Origin of the sequence: Salinactinospora qingdaonensis, assembly GCF_039539445.1 — a bacterium.
In the GTDB taxonomy this organism is placed as follows: domain Bacteria; phylum Actinomycetota; class Actinomycetes; order Streptosporangiales; family Streptosporangiaceae; genus Salinactinospora; species Salinactinospora qingdaonensis.
In genome coordinates this window covers 24452-39245 of the sequence record NZ_BAABDD010000025.1, presented here as the reverse complement: position 1 = coordinate 39245, position 14794 = coordinate 24452, and the positions used below count along the sequence as shown (strand labels likewise).

Annotated in this window: 10 protein-coding genes; 7 read left to right on the top strand and 3 right to left on the bottom strand. The window is 71.2% G+C overall.

What is annotated here, in order from left to right; all coding sequences use genetic code 11:
- Positions 1–183 precede the first annotated feature (183 nt).
- Positions 184–1422, top strand: coding sequence for a ComEA family DNA-binding protein (locus ABD848_RS19685; protein ID WP_344974665.1), 1239 nt, complete (start codon positions 184–186; stop codon positions 1420–1422).
- Positions 1422–3809, top strand: coding sequence for a ComEC/Rec2 family competence protein (locus tag ABD848_RS19680; protein ID WP_344974661.1), 2388 nt, complete (start codon positions 1422–1424; stop codon positions 3807–3809). Before ABD848_RS19685 ends, ABD848_RS19680 begins: the two co-directional genes overlap by 1 nt.
- Before the next feature lie 12 nt (positions 3810–3821).
- Here the strand turns inward: ABD848_RS19680 and ABD848_RS19675 are convergent, their stop codons facing one another.
- Positions 3822–4211, bottom strand: a complete 390-nt coding sequence (locus tag ABD848_RS19675; protein WP_344974658.1) for a cupin domain-containing protein — start codon at positions 4209–4211, stop codon at positions 3822–3824.
- Positions 4212–4356: 145 nt separating this feature from the next.
- Between ABD848_RS19675 and holA the strand changes: the two genes are divergently transcribed.
- Positions 4357–5322 carry a DNA polymerase III subunit delta gene (holA, locus tag ABD848_RS19670; RefSeq protein ID WP_344974655.1) on the top strand — a complete coding sequence of 322 codons (966 nt, stop codon included), beginning with the start codon at positions 4357–4359 and terminating at the stop codon, positions 5320–5322.
- An 85-nt stretch (positions 5323–5407) separates the two neighbouring features.
- On the opposite strand, the gene ABD848_RS19665 is transcribed toward holA, so the two are convergent.
- On the bottom strand, positions 5408–6616 hold the full coding sequence (locus tag ABD848_RS19665) for an amidohydrolase family protein (protein WP_344974652.1): 1209 nt from the start codon (positions 6614–6616) through the stop codon (positions 5408–5410).
- A gap of 479 nt (positions 6617–7095) precedes the next feature.
- Positions 7096–8505: a GTPase HflX gene (gene hflX / locus ABD848_RS19660; protein WP_344974650.1), complete on the bottom strand. Its 1410-nt coding sequence runs from the start codon at positions 8503–8505 to the stop codon at positions 7096–7098.
- Between the two features lie 276 nt (positions 8506–8781).
- Here hflX and aceB point away from each other — a divergent pair, with 276 nt between their 5' ends.
- From aceB to ABD848_RS19640, 4 genes are all read left to right on the top strand, one after another.
- A complete protein-coding gene (aceB, locus tag ABD848_RS19655) occupies positions 8782–10386 on the top strand; it encodes a malate synthase A (RefSeq protein WP_344974647.1) in 1605 nt (534 codons plus the stop codon).
- 145 nt (positions 10387–10531) lie between these two features.
- Positions 10532–12001 (top strand): FAD-binding oxidoreductase, encoded by a 1470-nt coding sequence (locus ABD848_RS19650; protein WP_344974745.1) that lies wholly within the window; start codon positions 10532–10534, stop codon positions 11999–12001.
- Positions 12002–12034: 33 nt separating this feature from the next.
- Positions 12035–13315, top strand: coding sequence for an FAD-binding oxidoreductase (locus tag ABD848_RS19645; RefSeq protein ID WP_344974644.1), 1281 nt, complete (start codon positions 12035–12037; stop codon positions 13313–13315).
- Positions 13316–13357: 42 nt separating this feature from the next.
- Positions 13358–14746 (top strand): (Fe-S)-binding protein, encoded by a 1389-nt coding sequence (locus ABD848_RS19640; RefSeq protein WP_344974641.1) that lies wholly within the window; start codon positions 13358–13360, stop codon positions 14744–14746.
- Positions 14747–14794: the final 48 nt, after the last annotated feature.

The following is a 14794-nucleotide window of genomic DNA, read 5'->3' as shown; positions in this document are numbered from 1 at the left end:
TCTCAGCCGGTGGACGATCCCCGCCTGCGCGGGGCTTCCCCTCCTCTAGCCCCCGGTGCCCTCTGGTGGCTGTGATGCGCTCCTAGAGGACTGCGGGCGACGATGCCTGTCGCACCAGGGGGTTATCCACAGGGGGAGGATCGGGGGCGACGGGGAGCATGTTCGCGACTTAGCGTGATCGACATGTCACTGAAGCGCCGACTCGGTTCCACGGACAGTGCGGGTGTCGCCCTGCGGCGCCTCCAAACCCTCACCCCTTCCACCTCGCCGGCAGCAGCAGAGCACGCCGCGGGCGGCGCTGCCGAGACCGACGAGGCCACAGCCGGTACCGCCGTCGCACCCTCACCCTCTGTACCGGCACAGCGCTCCCCCGGCCGGCACGAAGGATACGACCGGCTTCCTCCTTCCGGCGGCACGGTCGCCGATGCCTCGCCCACGACAGAGCTCCACCAGCGGGGGGAGAACCCCGCCACTACTGCGCTGGGAAACCACCGGGCGGAGCATGCCGGGGACCGTGGCGGGTACCCGGATGGGGAGCCCACCGCCATCCCCGCCCCGCCCTATGCGCTGGACCCGCCCGAAGGGGCGCCGCCGGCGCCGGAACCGCCGGCGCCCGACGCGAACACGCCGACGAGTGGGCGCGAGGGAGCGCGGGGGCGGCAGGACAGGGCGGAGGGGATGGAAGCGCCACCGCCCGGCTACACGCAGGTCACAGCCGAGGGCTCTCATCGAGGGCGGCGGGAACTACTCACCCGTTTCTTTCCCGAGCGCGTGGAATCCCCGCGCCTGGGGGTGGCCGGTGTGCGCACTCTGGCGGCGGTCTGTGTTGTGGCCGTCGCGCTGACGTGCTGGTTCATGGTGCGCGACCGCGCCGAGCCGCAGGCGGCGCCGGTGCGCGGCGCCGATGCGTCACCCTCGGCCTCGGTGTCGGCTGCCGTCGACGCCCCGACCCTCCCAGAGTCACCTGCGCCCTCCACCACAGCGACCGCCACTTCGGTCGTGGTGCACGTGGGTGGGAAAGTGGCCGAACCCGGGCTGGTCACCCTACCGGCAGGGGCGCGCGTGGCCGACGCCATCGAGGCGGCCGGCGGCGTGCTGCCCGACGCCGAGACGGGCCTGCTGAATCTCGCCCGCCCGGTCATCGACGGTGAGCAGGTGCTGGTGGGGCTCCCCTCCCCCAGTCTTGGGCCGCGGCAGGGGCGTGAGGGGCGGCGGCGCGGCCCGCTCGACCTCAACGTGGCGACGCTGCATCAGCTCGACGAACTGCCGGGCGTGGGGCCGGTGCTGGCTGGGCGCATCCTTGACTTTCGCGCGGCCAACGGCGGCTTCGCCTCGGTCGAGCAGTTACGCGACGTCGACGGGATCGGCGAGCGGCGTTACGCCGAACTGAGCGAACTCGTGGTGGTGGGAGGCAGCCGTTGATGCGGTGGGAAGCGGGGCCGTTCGACTTTTCCGAACGGCTGGATCTGCGGCTGGTGGCTCCCGCGGTGGCGACGTGGCTGACCATGCTGGTGCTGCTCGGTGGTTCTGCCGCGAGTGCCGTGGTGGTGGGGGCGGTGCTGGCGGTGTTGGCGGGGCTGGCGCTGGTGGTGGGGCGCGCGAGACGGGAATGGTCGGTGGCGGGTGTGGTCGCGGTGCTGTTGTGTTCGGGCACGGGTGCTTTCGTGGTGGCCGGGCGGTTGGCCACGGTCGAGTCGAGCCCTCTCACGCGGTTGGCCGCGCGAGAGGAGGTGGTTGAGCTGGCGGTGACCATTACCCGCGATCCCCGCGCTCGGGTGGGGCCGGCGGGAGCCGGCGGCCATGAGTACGTGATCGAAGGGCGGACAGCGTGGGTGGAGGTGGCGGGAGAACACGTACGCACCCGAGTGCCTGTGGTGCTGCTGGCTTCGGGTGAGCAGTGGAGCGCGCTGCTGCCGAGCCAACGGGTGCGAGCTCAAGGCACGCTGCTGCAAGCGCGCGACGACGGGTTGGTGGCGGCCCTGGTGCCGGTGCGCGGGCCACCGCGCGAGGTCAGCCCTGCCACAACGGTGCAGGAACTGGCGGGCACGGTGCGGCAACGGCTGCGGGCTGCGTGCGCGGTGCTGCCACAACCGGAGCGGGGACTGCTGCCGGCGATGGTCGTGGGGGATGTCTCCGGCGTAGCGCCACAGACCCGAGAGGAGTTCCGCGCCACCGGCATGACCCACTTGTTAACCGTGTCGGGGGCCAACCTGGCCATCCTCACCGGGACAGTGCTGGCGGTGGCGCGGTGGCTGCGGCTGCCCGTGTGGGCCGCTGTGGGCGGCGGTGCCGTGATGATCCCGGTGTTCGTCGTGGTGGCTCGGCCAGAACCCAGCGTGCTGCGGGCGGCGTTCATGGCAGCGGTGGCGTTGGCCGCGTTGGCCTCGGGACGCTCCCGCTCGGCCGTGGCGGCGCTGGCCGCCTCGGTGCTGGGGCTGCTGCTGTTCGTTCCGGAGTTGGCGCGCTCTTACGGGTTCGCGCTGTCGGTTCTGGCCACGGGCGGGATCGTGGTGCTCGCCCCACGTTGGCGAGACCGGTGGGCGCGGCGTGTGCCGCGGGTCGTGGCCGAGCCGGTGGCGGTGGCGACCGCCGCGCATGTGGCGTGCGCGCCCGTGCTCGTCCTGCTCGCAGGGGAGGTGAGTTGGATCGCGATCCCTGCCAACGTGGCGGTCGCACCGGTGGTGGCGGTAGCCACGATCGGCGGGTTCGCGGTGACCGCCGTCGCTGTGGCTTCGGTAGCGCTGGCGCGGTTGGCGGTGTGGCTCCCGGCGACAGCGGTGACCTGGACGGCCACCGTGGCCGCCGCAGGGGCCGACGTGCCGGGTGGGGCGCTGGCGTGGCGCGACGACCTGGTGGGGGCGGTGGGGCTGGCGGCTTTGGTGCTGGCGCTGCTGGCCGTTCGGGGGCGGGTACGTCGCGCGGCGGTGGCGCTGGCCTGCTCGGTGTGTGGGGCGGCGCTCGTGGTGCGGCTGGTGGCGCCGGCGTGGCCGCCGGATCGGTGGCTGCTGGTGGCCTGCGATGTGGGCCAGGGCGATGCGCTGGCGCTGTGGGCCGGTGAGGGGCGCGCGGTCGTGGTCGACACCGGCCCCGATCCGGCGGCGGTGGACCAGTGCCTGCAACGGCTGAGGGTGGGCGAGATCGCGCTGCTGGTGCTCTCGCATGGCGACAGCGACCATGTGGGAGGGGTGCCCGGGGCGCTGCGGGGACGCGAGGTGGGGGCGGCGCTGGTGCCGCGTGGCTTCGACTCCCCTGAGACACTACGACGGCTCACCGCGGCGGGGGCAGCGGTGCGTACCGGGGCGGCGGGGCACGAGCGTGTCGAGGGGCCGTGGCGGTTGCAGACCCTGTGGCCTTCGCGCGCGGCCGAGCTTGGCTCCAACGACGGCAGCCTGGTGCTGTTGGCGCGGTGGCGGCCGGGTGCCGCGGACGGAAGCGAGGGACGCGCCGGCGGGCGCGCGGGCGACCCGGCTGGCGCGTCACTGCGGGTGCTGTTGACTGGTGACATCGAAGGGCCGCCGCAGCGGGCCCTGGTGGGCAGCCGCGCCATTCGTGACGTCGACGTGTTGAAAACACCCCACCACGGGGCCGGGGAGCAGGAAGAGGCGTTCCTGCGGGCGGCTCGTCCTCGGGTCACGCTCACCTCGGTGGGAGCCGACAACCCTTACGGGCACCCCGCGCCCGCGACGTGGACGCTGCTGCGTTCGCTGACGACGGCGTCCTACCGCACCGACCTGCATGGCGATATCGCTGTCACCGCCACGCCCGGCGGGGGCGCGGCGGTGGCCTGGCGTGGCCGCGAGCGCGGGTGAGCCGGTGCCCGATCAGATACGTTCGGGCTTGTCGACGGTGCGTGCCTCGCGCACGTTTCCCGTGTTGCTGGTGGTGGTGGGTTCGAGGAGGACCACCTCGCAGTCCTCTTCGGCGACAGGGCAGTGCTCCACCCCACGCGGGATGATGATGAACTCCCCCGGCAGGACGGTGACGTCGCCGTCGCGCAGACACATGCGCATCCGCCCGTTGACGACGAGGAACAGCTCATCTTCGGCCTCGTGGTGGTGCCAGACGAACGCTCCGGTGAGTTTGACCAGCTTCAGTTGCATGTCGTTGATGTCGCCGGCCACTTTGGGGCTCCAGGTGTCGCTGAAACCGGCGAAGGCGGCGCTGAGGTTGACTTTGCGTGGGGCGGGGGCGGGCTGCTTTTGGTCGGTCACGGGGGTTCTCCTCGCTGTTTGCTCCAGTGGGGTCGGAGCCTACGTGCGGTTTTGGCTGAACTCACCCGTGTGGACATCCGGACGAGTCAGGGGGTGGTGCCCGCCACGGGACCATCCTGTCGCCTAGGCGTGGCATGCTGCTGGCATGGGCTCCGTCTCGTTGCTTTCCGTCATCGTCGGTGAAGAGGAACTGCTCGTCGACCGTGCCGTGGCCGAGATCGTGGCGGCGGCGCGGGCTGACGACCCCGAAGTTGACGTGCACGATCTCGTGCCTTCTCAGGTCACGGCCGGCACGCTGGTGGAGGTGACGTCGCCGTCGCTGTTCGGGGAGCGGCGCGTAGTGGTGCTGCGCTCGGCGCAGGACTTCACCAAGGACATCGCTGCCGAGGTCACCGCCTACCTCAACGCTCCGGCCGACGATGTGGTGCTGGTGCTCACCCATGCCGGTGGCGCGAAGGGTAAGGCGCTGCTGGAGGCGGCGAAGAAGGCGGGAGCGCAGCGGATCGACTGCCCCAAGCCCACGAAGGCGGCCGAGCGTCTCCAGTTCGTCAAAGGGGAGTTCCAGCGCGCCGGGCGGCAGATCACCCAGGACGCAGCCCAGGCGCTGCTCGACGCGGTCGGTAACGACCTGCGGGAGCTGGCCGCCGCCTGCACCCAGCTCGTCGCCGACACTGAGGGACGGGTGGGCACCGAGACCGTGGCGCGGTACCACACCGGTAAGGCTGAAGCGTCGGGGTTCACCGTCGCCGATCGGGCCGTGGAGGGCAAGCTCGGAGAGGCGCTGGAACAGTTGCGCTGGTCGTTGACGGTGGGGACTGCGCCGGTGTTGATCAACAGTGCGCTGGCGGGGGCGGTGCGGGGGCTCGCGGTCGCGGCTCAGCCACCGCGCGGCATGAGTGACGCCGACCTCGCCAAACGCGCCAAGGTGCCCCCGTGGAAGCTGCGCACGCTGCGGCAGCAGGCGCGGGGCTGGACACCGCAGGGGGTGGCGCGGGCGTTGGAGGTCGTGGCCGAGACTGATGCGTTGATCAAGGGCGCCGGTCGTGACCCGGGGTATGCGCTGGAGCGCGCCGTCATCGAGATCGCCGCCGCCCGCAACCAGCGAGGGTGAGGAGACGGCAGGCGTGGCACTGCCGCCGAGGTGGCTTTTCGCGGGCCGGGAGCCACGGTTGTGCGGGACAGCGGCGAGATCCGGCCTAACGGATGGATTCGCCGCCGCGCCACACGCGGAGGGCTTTGAGGCCGTAGGCCCAGGCGAAGGCGCCTTCGTGGTCGGCGTCCCACTGCACGATGTCGGCGAGGTAGCCGTTGGCGAGAATCCCACGATCGGGAGATCCCAGGGCTATGGCGCCGCCGACCGTGGCCGCGCGCAACGCTTCCAGGACGCTCATGTTGAACATGGCGATGGCCATGCACACGGTGAGCGGCATCTGGGTGGAGCCGGATTGGCCGGGGTTGTGATCGGTGCCCAGCGCTACGGGCACCCCGTGATCGAGCAGCGCCCGCACCGGTGGGGTGCGGCGCTCGTACAGGGAGTTGGTGGGGCAGACGACGACGGGTGTGGCGGATTTGGCCAACGCGAGGATGTCGTCATCGTCGGTGTCGTTGACGAGGTCGACCGAGGAGCACTGCAAGTCGGCTCCCATGCGTACGGCACCGTGGCGCGGGCGCGAGCAGGCGTGCATCCGGGTTTGCAGGCCAGAAGCGCGTCCGGTGGAGAGCAGCCATCGCGCGTCGTCGGCGGTGAACTGCTGACCGTCGCAGAACACGTCGACGCCGTCGGCACCAGCTTGGGCGGCGTCGCTCAGCCAGGAGCCGACCGCTTCGACGTAGTCGCGGGGGCGCCCGAAGTACTCCGGTGGCACGGCGTGGGCGGGGAAGAAGGTGACGTGCAGCCGGGGCATGCCCGGCTCCTCCTCCAGGGAACGCAGCAGCCGGACGTCGGCGAGTTCGCCGTCGCGGGTGAGGTGGTAGCCGGTTTTGGCTTCCACGGTGGTGGTGCCGCTGAGCAGCCAGAGACGTAACCGCTCGCGCACCCCGTTGCACAAGGTCCACGGGTCGGTGCCGCGAGTGACGGTGACGGTGGAGGCGACACCGCCGCCGGCGGCGTTGATCTCGGCGGTGGAGGCGCCGCTGGCGCGCATGTTGATCTCGGCGTAGCGGTTACCGGCGTAGACGGGGTGGGTGTGGGCGTCGATGAGGCCGGGCGTGACGAAGCCGCCGGCAAGGTTGTCGACATCGTCGACGTCGACGATGTCGTCGATGACGCCGGGCAGCGATTGGGGTAGCTCGGCCGCCGGGCCGACCCACACGACCCGGTCGTTTTTTATCATCATCGCCGCGTTACTGAGGATCTCGGTGCCGGTCCACAGTCGCCCGATGTTGGTCAGCAGTCGTACGGTCATGGTCTCACCGCTCGCCCGCCCTCGATGTCACGGCCGCCACGGCACAGTTGGATCGGCACACATGCGAACAGTCATGAGGTGACCTCATCTTCGGCTGGTCTGGCCACGGGGCAGGCGTCGGCGTCCAGGGGGAGGCCGAAGGACTCATCTCAGGCCAGTGAAGGAAACCGTAGTTCATTGGCCAATGAGATGTATAGCTCTCTGCCCTAAAAGAGTAGACGGCGAGCGGCCCCGCACAGTACCGCTTGAGCGAAACCGAGTGTCATCGGATTCGCTAGGGTCATGGCTGGGGCAGCCTTACCAGCGCTAACGCTAGAGGAGGCCGCCGCGGCCTCGGAATTCTTACGCACACGTAAGCTGATGGTCACCGCACCGACAGCGGGTGGCGCCGGGTGAGGCGGCGCTGCCGGTGGGAGCTGGGGACGCGGGCGTCGCCCCTCCCGTACGCTCGGGTGGGGAGGGGCGCTGCGACGGCGTGGTCAGGCGACCGGGGCGGGGTAGTTGTCGAGCTGGCTGGCCAGGACCTCGGGGACCCGGGCGTGCATGAGTGTGCCGTCACCGGTGTGTTCCTCGGTGAGGACGCGGCCCTCTTGGTGCACGCGCGAGACCAGGTCGCCGCGGTGGTAGGGCAGCACCACGCGGACCTCGCGGTCGAGCGTGGGCAGGGCGTCGGCGATGGCGGTGACCAGGCGGTCCATCCCCCGGCCGGTGCGCGCCGAGACCTCTGTCGCCTGCGGGTCCTTGGTGATCAGTCGCTTGAGCGTGAACGGGTCAGCGGCGTCGATCTTGTTGATCACGACGAGTTCGGGAACGTCTTGGGCTCCGATCTCGGCGAAGACTTCGCGCACCGCGGCGAGCTGCTGTTCGGGGTCGGGGTGGGAGCCGTCGACGACGTGCAGGATCAAATCGGCCTCGGCGACCTCGTCGAGGGTGGAGCGGAAGGCGTCGACAAGCTGGTGCGGCAGGTGGCGCACGAACCCGACGGTGTCGCTGAGCGTGAACGCGCGGCCGTCGGGAGTGCGGGCTTGGCGCACGGTGGGATCGAGGGTGGCGAACAGGGCGTCCTCGACGAGCACACCGGCCTTGGTCAGCCGGTTGAGCAGGCTGGACTTGCCAGCGTTGGTGTAGCCGGCGATAGCCACGGCCGGGACCTGCCGTACGCGCCGCCGATCGCGTTTGACCTCGCGGGCGGTGGACATCTGGTTGAGCTGGCGGCGCAGCTTGGCCATGCGGCTGTTGATGCGCCGACGGTCGGTTTCGATCTTGGTCTCACCGGGACCGCGCAGCCCCACGCCGCCGTTGCCGCCGCCGGCGCGTCCGCCGGCCTGCCGGGACAGGGCATCGCCCCACCCCCGCAGGCGAGGCAGCAGGTAGGTGAGTTGGGCGAGCTCCACCTGTGTCTTGCCTTCGCGGCTGCGCGCGTGCTGGGCGAAGATGTCGAGGATCAGCGCGGTCCGGTCGATGACCTTCACCTTGGTGAGGTCTTCGAGTTGGCGCAACTGGCCAGGCGCGAGCTCACCGTCGCAGATGACGGTGTCGGCGCCGGTGGCTTGGGCGATGTCGCGGAGCTCTGCGGCCTTGCCGCGTCCGATGTAGGTCGCGGGGTCGGGCTTGTTGCGGCGCTGGGTGAGCCCCTCCAGGACGAGCGCGCCGGCGGTCTCGGCGAGTTGCTTGAGTTCGAGGAGGGAGTTGTCGGCGTCGAGTTGGGTGCCGCTGGTCCAAACGCCCACGAGGACGACGCGCTCCAGGCGCAGTGAGCGGTACTCGACCTCGGTGACGTCGGTGAGCTCAGTGGACAGGCCGGCCACGCGGCGGAGGGCGCGGCGGTCCTCCAGTTCGAGTTGTCCCTGCTCGGGAAGGTCATCGTTGAAGGCAGTAGTCATATCCATCCAGAGTCAACGCGGGAACGCCGCGACTTCTTCCTGTGATACTGCCACGTCCGCGTCACGGTGACACGTTCTTTTTGGCGGAGATGGTCGCGGGGGACACTCAGGGCGTCGGCGAGGCGGGAGGGGGCGGCGCGGAGAAGAATGGCACTCCTTTGCCTGTCGGCAAATCTACTCGATTCACCGCATGGGTACGGCGTTGACCAGGCCACGCGAGCCAAGTAGCGTCCTAATTCCGAATAGCAAAATAAAATTTCACTTTATGGAAGGAAAGGTTTCATGGGCGGCACTCACGGGGTCGAGGTCACCGGCCCGAGACACGAGCGCTATGACGAGATCCTCACCGACGACGCGCTCGCACTCATCGCTGAGCTGCACCGCCGCTTCGAGGGGCGGCGCCAGGAGCTGCTCGCGGCGCGCGTGCGGCGCCAGGAGGCGATCTCCAGCGGCGCCGACCTGGACTTCCTCCCTGAGACTCGCTCGGTGCGCGACGATCCCGACTGGCGGGTCGCCCCACCGGCGCCGGGCATCGTCGACCGGCGCGTGGAGATCACCGGCCCCACCGACCGCAAGATGACGATCAACGCGCTCAACTCCGGCGCCAAAGTGTGGCTGGCCGACTTCGAGGACGCCAACACGCCGATGTGGGAGAACATGATCGGCGGCCAGCTCAACCTCCGCGACGCCCTGGACCGCGCGATCGACTTCACCGGCCCCGATGGCAAGAGCTACACCCTGGCCGACGACGACCAACTCGCCACGATCGTGGTGCGCCCGCGCGGCTGGCACCTCGACGAGAAGCACATCCTCGTCGACGGCCAGCGCACTTCCGGCGGCATCGTCGACTTCGCCCTGTACTTCTTCCACTGTGCCCGCCGCCAGCTCGCCAAAGGCAAGGGGCCCTACTTCTACCTGCCCAAGATGGAAAGCCACCTCGAAGCGCGGCTGTGGAACGACATCTTCGTGCACGCCCAGGAGAGCCTGGGCATCCCGCGCGGCACCATCCGCGCCACCGTGCTCATCGAGACCCTGCCGGCGGCCTTCGAGATGGAGGAGATCCTCTACGAGCTGCGGGAGCACTCCGCGGGCCTCAACGCCGGCCGCTGGGACTACCTGTTCAGCATCATCAAAACCTACCGGCGGCGCGGACGCGGTTTCCTGCTGCCCGAACGCAACGCGGTCACCATGACCGCGCCGTTCATGCGCGCCTACACCGAACTGCTCGTGGCCACCTGCCACAAGCGCGGCGCCCACGCCATCGGCGGCATGGCGGCTTTCATCCCCAGCCGCCGCGACCCCGAGATCAACGCCAAAGCCCTGGCCAAGGTGCGCGACGACAAGACGCGCGAGTCCGGCGACGGCTTCGACGGCTCCTGGGTGGCCCACCCCGACTTGGTCCCGGTGTGCCGAGAGATCTTCGACGAGGTCCTGGGCGATCACCCCAACCAGATCGACCGGCAGCGCGACGACGTCTCGGTCAAGGCGAGCGACCTGCTCTCCGTCGACAGCGCCGAAGGCGGCATCACCGAGGCCGGGCTGCGCAACGACATCAACGTCGGAGTGCAGTACCTGGCTTCCTGGCTCGGCGGCAATGGCGCGGTGGCGATCCACAATCTGATGGAAGACGCCGCGACCGCCGAGATCTCGCGTTCGCAGGTGTGGCAATGGCTGCACAACGACGTCACCCTCGACGACGGCCCCAAGGTCACCCGCGAGCTGGTCGAGCGCCTCACCGACGAGGAGATGGCCACGATCCAAGCCGCACTGGGCGATGCCTTCGACGCTGACCTGTTCGCTCGCGCCAGGGAGCTGTTCACCCAGGTGGCGCTGGCCGACACCTACGTCGAGTTCCTCACGCTGCCCGCCTATGAGGCCATGGCCTGACACGCCCGGTGAACAACGGGTATAGCCCCACGATCGCGGTAGGGCCGTTACAGTTCCACCTCAACGGGGAAGGACGGTGCTACCGCGGTCGCGCGGCGACCGCCCCAGGCCCCTGCCGACACTCAGGGAGGGGGTGACGGCGCCCATGGTCGACAACCCCGACCTCAGCGCGCTGCTGCCCACACTGCGCGCCCTATGCGGCGAAGACGGCGTCATCGCTGAGGAGGCACAACGCCGCACCTACGATGCCGACGGCCTGACCCACCATTCGGCGGTTCCCGGCGCCGTGGTGCTGCCGACAACGGCCGAACAGGTGGCCGAGGTGGTGCGGCTGTGCGCCGAGCACGGCGTGCCGTTCGTGCCGCGCGGTTCGGGCACGGGGCTGTCCGGCGGAGCCATGCCCCACCCCGAAGGCGTCCTCATCGTGACCTCGCGGATGCGCCGCATCCTGCGCGTCGACATCGACAACCAGTACGCCGTGGTGGAACCGGGCGTGTTCAACCTCGACGTCACCCGCGCCGCGGCACCGCACGGCCACTACTACGCCCCCGACCCCTCAAGCCAGCAGGTCTGCTCCGTGGGCGGCAACATCGCCGAGAACTCCGGCGGCGCGCACTGCTTGAAGTACGGGTTCACCGTCAACCACGTGCTGGGCATGCAGGTCGTCACTCCCGACGGCAGCATCGTGGAACTGGGCGGCACCGCAGCCGAGCAGCCCGGCTACGACCTTATGGGCGCGTTCATCGGTTCAGAGGGCACCCTCGGCATCGCCACGCGCATCACCGTGCGGCTGCTGCCCGCCCCCGAGAAGGTCCGCACCTTGCTCGCCGCCTTCCCCTCGATGGACGCCGGCGGCAGCGCGGTCTCGGCCATCATCGCCGCCGGCGTGCTGCCCGCGGCGATCGAGATGATGGACGCGCTGGCGATCGAGGCGGCCGAAGCCGCCGTGCACTGCGACTACCCGCCGGGGGCGGGGGCGGTGCTCATCGTCGAACTCGACGGCCCCGCCAGCGAGGTCGACGCCCAATTCGACGCCGTCACAGAGCTGTGCCGCGAGGCGGGCGCCTTCGAGATCCGCACGGCCTCCGACGCCGCCGAACGCGCCCGCGTGTGGAAGGGCCGCAAGTCGGCGTTCGCGGCGGTGGGCCGCATCAGCCCCGCCTACATCGTCCAGGACGGCGTGGTGCCGCGCACCGCGCTGCCGGAGGTGCTGCGCGGCATCGCCGAGCTCTCGGCGACCACCGGCATCCGGGTGGCCAACGTGTTCCACGCCGGCGACGGCAACCTGCACCCGCTCGTGCTGTTCGACCACGCCGATTCCGCCGCGGCCGAGCGGGCGGCCGAAGTCTCGGGCGCGATCTTGGACCTGTGCATCGAGCACGGCGGCTCCATCACCGGCGAGCACGGGGTGGGCGTGGACAAGGCCTGCCACATGCCCCGCATGTTCTCCCCCGCCGACCTGGCGGCCATGGAGCGGCTGCGGCGCGCCTTCGACCCCGCGGGCCTCGCCAACCCGGAGAAGCTGCTGCCCACGCCGCGGCTGTGCGGGGAACGGCCAGGGGTGCGCACCGAGGAACACCCCCTGGTGGCCTCCGGCGAGGCGGAGCTGTTCTGACGAGCCGGTCACGAAACAGACGAGGGAGCGGGCATGAGCGAGACGGCGCGGGCGCCCGCGGCGATCGAGACGGTGGCCTCCAAGCTGGCGGCCCACGGCATCCACGCGCGCCCCGGCGAGGAACGCGCGGGCGACGCCGTGAGCGGGGTCGTGCCCTCCCTTGTGGCCACCCCGGCCGACACCGCCGGCGTCGAGTCCGCCATGGCGCTGGCCAACCGACACGGCCTGGCCGTCGTGGCACGCGGCAACGGCAGCAAGATCGACTGGGGCGCCCCGCCCCGCCGCTTGGACATGACCGTGGCCACGACCGCGCTCACCGGGATCACCCACGCCTCCGGCGATCTGGTGGCGCGGGTGGGGGCCGGCACCCCCCTGGCCCAACTCCAGGAGGAGCTGGCGACGGCCGGCCAACGGCTCTCGGTGGACACCGTCATAGCGGGCTCCACGGTGGGCGGGGTGGTGGCCACCGGCCTGTCCGGGCCACGCCGGTTGCTGCACGGCAGCGTACGTGACCTGGTGATCGGGATGACCGTGGTGGGCGCCGACGCAGTCGCGACCTCGTCGGGCGGAGCCGTGGTCAAGAACGTGGCCGGCTACGACCTGGCCAAGCTGCACACCGGGGCGCTGGGCACCCTGGGCGTGATCACCTCGGTCACGTTTCGACTGCACCCCATCGCGCCCGCGCTGCGGCTGGTGCGTGCCACCACGAGCGACCCCGCGGCGGCGCGCGCGTGGGTGTGGGACATGGCCCGCTCGCCGGCCGTTGCCAGCGCGGTGGAACTGGACTGGCCCGCCGGTGGAGCGCTGCACCTGTACGTGCTGTTGGAGGGCACGGTGGCCGGGGTCGAGGCCCGCGCGGCAGCCGTGGCCGCATCCCTGCGCGGCGGCGCGGCCGAACCGGATACGCGCGCCGACCTGCCGGCCGGCTGGGGAGCCGCTCCCGGCGAGGACGGCGACACCCTGCTGCGGGTGAGCTGCCCGATCGCGGCCACGGTGGACACGGCGCTGGCGCTGCGCTCGGCAGGCGAGGCCGTGGGGGTGCCGGTGGCGGTGCGCGGCTCGGCCGGAGCAGGCGTGCTGCTGGCCAGCGTGCCGGCCCGAACAGCCGCGGCCGACGTGGCCACGATCGTGACGCGGGTGCGCACAGAACTGGCCGAAGGGTCGGTGACCGTAGCGCGGCCGGCCGCGGCCGTGCGCGGCAGCGGGCTGGACCTGTGGGGCGAGGTCGCCGGCCTGGAGCTGATGCGCGCGGTCAAGGACAGTTTCGACCCCGGCCACCACCTGGCCCCGGGCCGCTTCGTCGGCGGGATCTGAGATGGCGCCCCACGGCCGGGGCCAACCCAGGGGAGAACAACCATGACCGAACCCGACACCAGCGCCGACCCCACGGCCGGCCGTAGCTTCGACGACCTGCTCAACGACTGTGTGCACTGCGGGTTCTGCCTGCCCACCTGCCCCACCTACGAACTGTGGGGCGAGGAGATGGACTCCCCGCGGGGACGGATTCACCTCATGGGGCAGGGCCAAGAGGCCGACCTGCTCGACCCGACCGCCGTGACCCACATGGACCGCTGCCTGGGCTGTCTGGCCTGCGTCAGCTCGTGCCCCTCGGGGGTGCGCTACGACGCTTTGATCGAGACGACGCGGGCGCGGGTGGAGCGCGAGCACGAGCGCACTCGCGGCGAGCGGCTACTGCGCGCGGGGATCTTCGCGCTGTTTCCCTACCGGCGGCGGCTCGCCCTGTTGCGCGCACCGTTGCGGGCCTACCGCGCCAGCGGGCTGGCGTCGCTGCTGCGCCGCAGTGGTGTGCTGGAGCGGCTCCCGGCGTCGCTGGCCACAATGGAGCGCATCGCGCCGGCGCCGCGCCGCACCCCGCGGCTGCCGGAGTTCGTCCCGGCCGTGGGGCGGCGCCGCGCCGTGGTGGGCCTGCTGACCGGCTGCGTCCAAGGGGCGCTGTTTCCCGAGGTCAACACCGCGACCGCGCGTGTGCTGGCCAGTGAGGGCTGCGACGTGGTGATCCCGCGGCACCAAGGCTGCTGTGGGGCGCTGTCGGCCCACGCGGGCCGTTCGGGCGAGGCGGCGCGGCGGGCGCGCGCCACAGTGGCGGCCTTCGCTTCGGCCGGTGTCGATGCCGTCATCGTCAACTCCGCGGGCTGCGGCGCCACCATGAAGCACTATGGGCGGGTCCTGCGCGAGGCCGGCTATGACGAAACCTCGGCGCGCCGCGCCGACGAGCTGAGCGCCACCGTGGCCGACGTATCGGAGTTCCTGGCGGCCTTGGGGCCCGTCGCGCGGCGCCACCCACTGCCGGTGCGGGCCGCCTACCACGACGCCTGCCACCTGTCCCACGGGCAGGGCGTGCGCGAGGCGCCGCGGGAACTGTTGCGCGCCATCCCCGAGCTGCGGGTGTCCGACGTGGCCAACCCCGACCTGTGCTGCGGGTCGGCGGGGGTGTACAACCTGCTGCAACCGCAGGCGGCGCGCGAGTTGGGCCGGCGCAAAGCCGCCGATGTGCGCACTACCGAGGCCGAACTGCTGGTGGCGGGCAACCCGGGCTGTTCACTCCAGATCGCCGCTGCGCTGGCTGAGCCCACCGAGAAGGTCGCCGACGCTGGCGCCGCGGCGCAGCCGGAGGCCGCCCCGGCGGGGATCGCTGTGGCCCACACCGTGCAGGTGCTCGACGCCTCGATACGAGGACTGTCACCTACGGCTCTGCTGGGCGCCCACGCAGCCGGCCGGCGCTGAGACCGTTGGGGACGGCTGTGTTGTTTGGGAGGGCGACGAGAGCAGGCG

Excerpts from the sequence above, each read along its gene's own strand:
- ABD848_RS19685 (WP_344974665.1), top strand. The coding sequence starts at position 184 with ATGTCACTGAAGCGCCGACTCGGTTCCACGGACAGTGCGGGTGTCGCC.
- ABD848_RS19680 (WP_344974661.1), top strand. The coding sequence starts at position 1,422 with ATGCGGTGGGAAGCGGGGCCGTTCGACTTTTCCGAACGGCTGGATCTG.
- holA (WP_344974655.1), top strand. The coding sequence starts at position 4,357 with ATGGGCTCCGTCTCGTTGCTTTCCGTCATCGTCGGTGAAGAGGAACTG.
- ABD848_RS19665 (WP_344974652.1), bottom strand. The coding sequence starts at position 6,616 with ATGACCGTACGACTGCTGACCAACATCGGGCGACTGTGGACCGGCACC.
- hflX (WP_344974650.1), bottom strand. The coding sequence starts at position 8,505 with ATGGATATGACTACTGCCTTCAACGATGACCTTCCCGAGCAGGGACAA.
- aceB (WP_344974647.1), top strand. The coding sequence starts at position 8,782 with ATGGGCGGCACTCACGGGGTCGAGGTCACCGGCCCGAGACACGAGCGC.
- ABD848_RS19650 (WP_344974745.1), top strand. The coding sequence starts at position 10,532 with ATGGTCGACAACCCCGACCTCAGCGCGCTGCTGCCCACACTGCGCGCC.
- ABD848_RS19645 (WP_344974644.1), top strand. The coding sequence starts at position 12,035 with ATGAGCGAGACGGCGCGGGCGCCCGCGGCGATCGAGACGGTGGCCTCC.
- ABD848_RS19640 (WP_344974641.1), top strand. The coding sequence starts at position 13,358 with ATGACCGAACCCGACACCAGCGCCGACCCCACGGCCGGCCGTAGCTTC.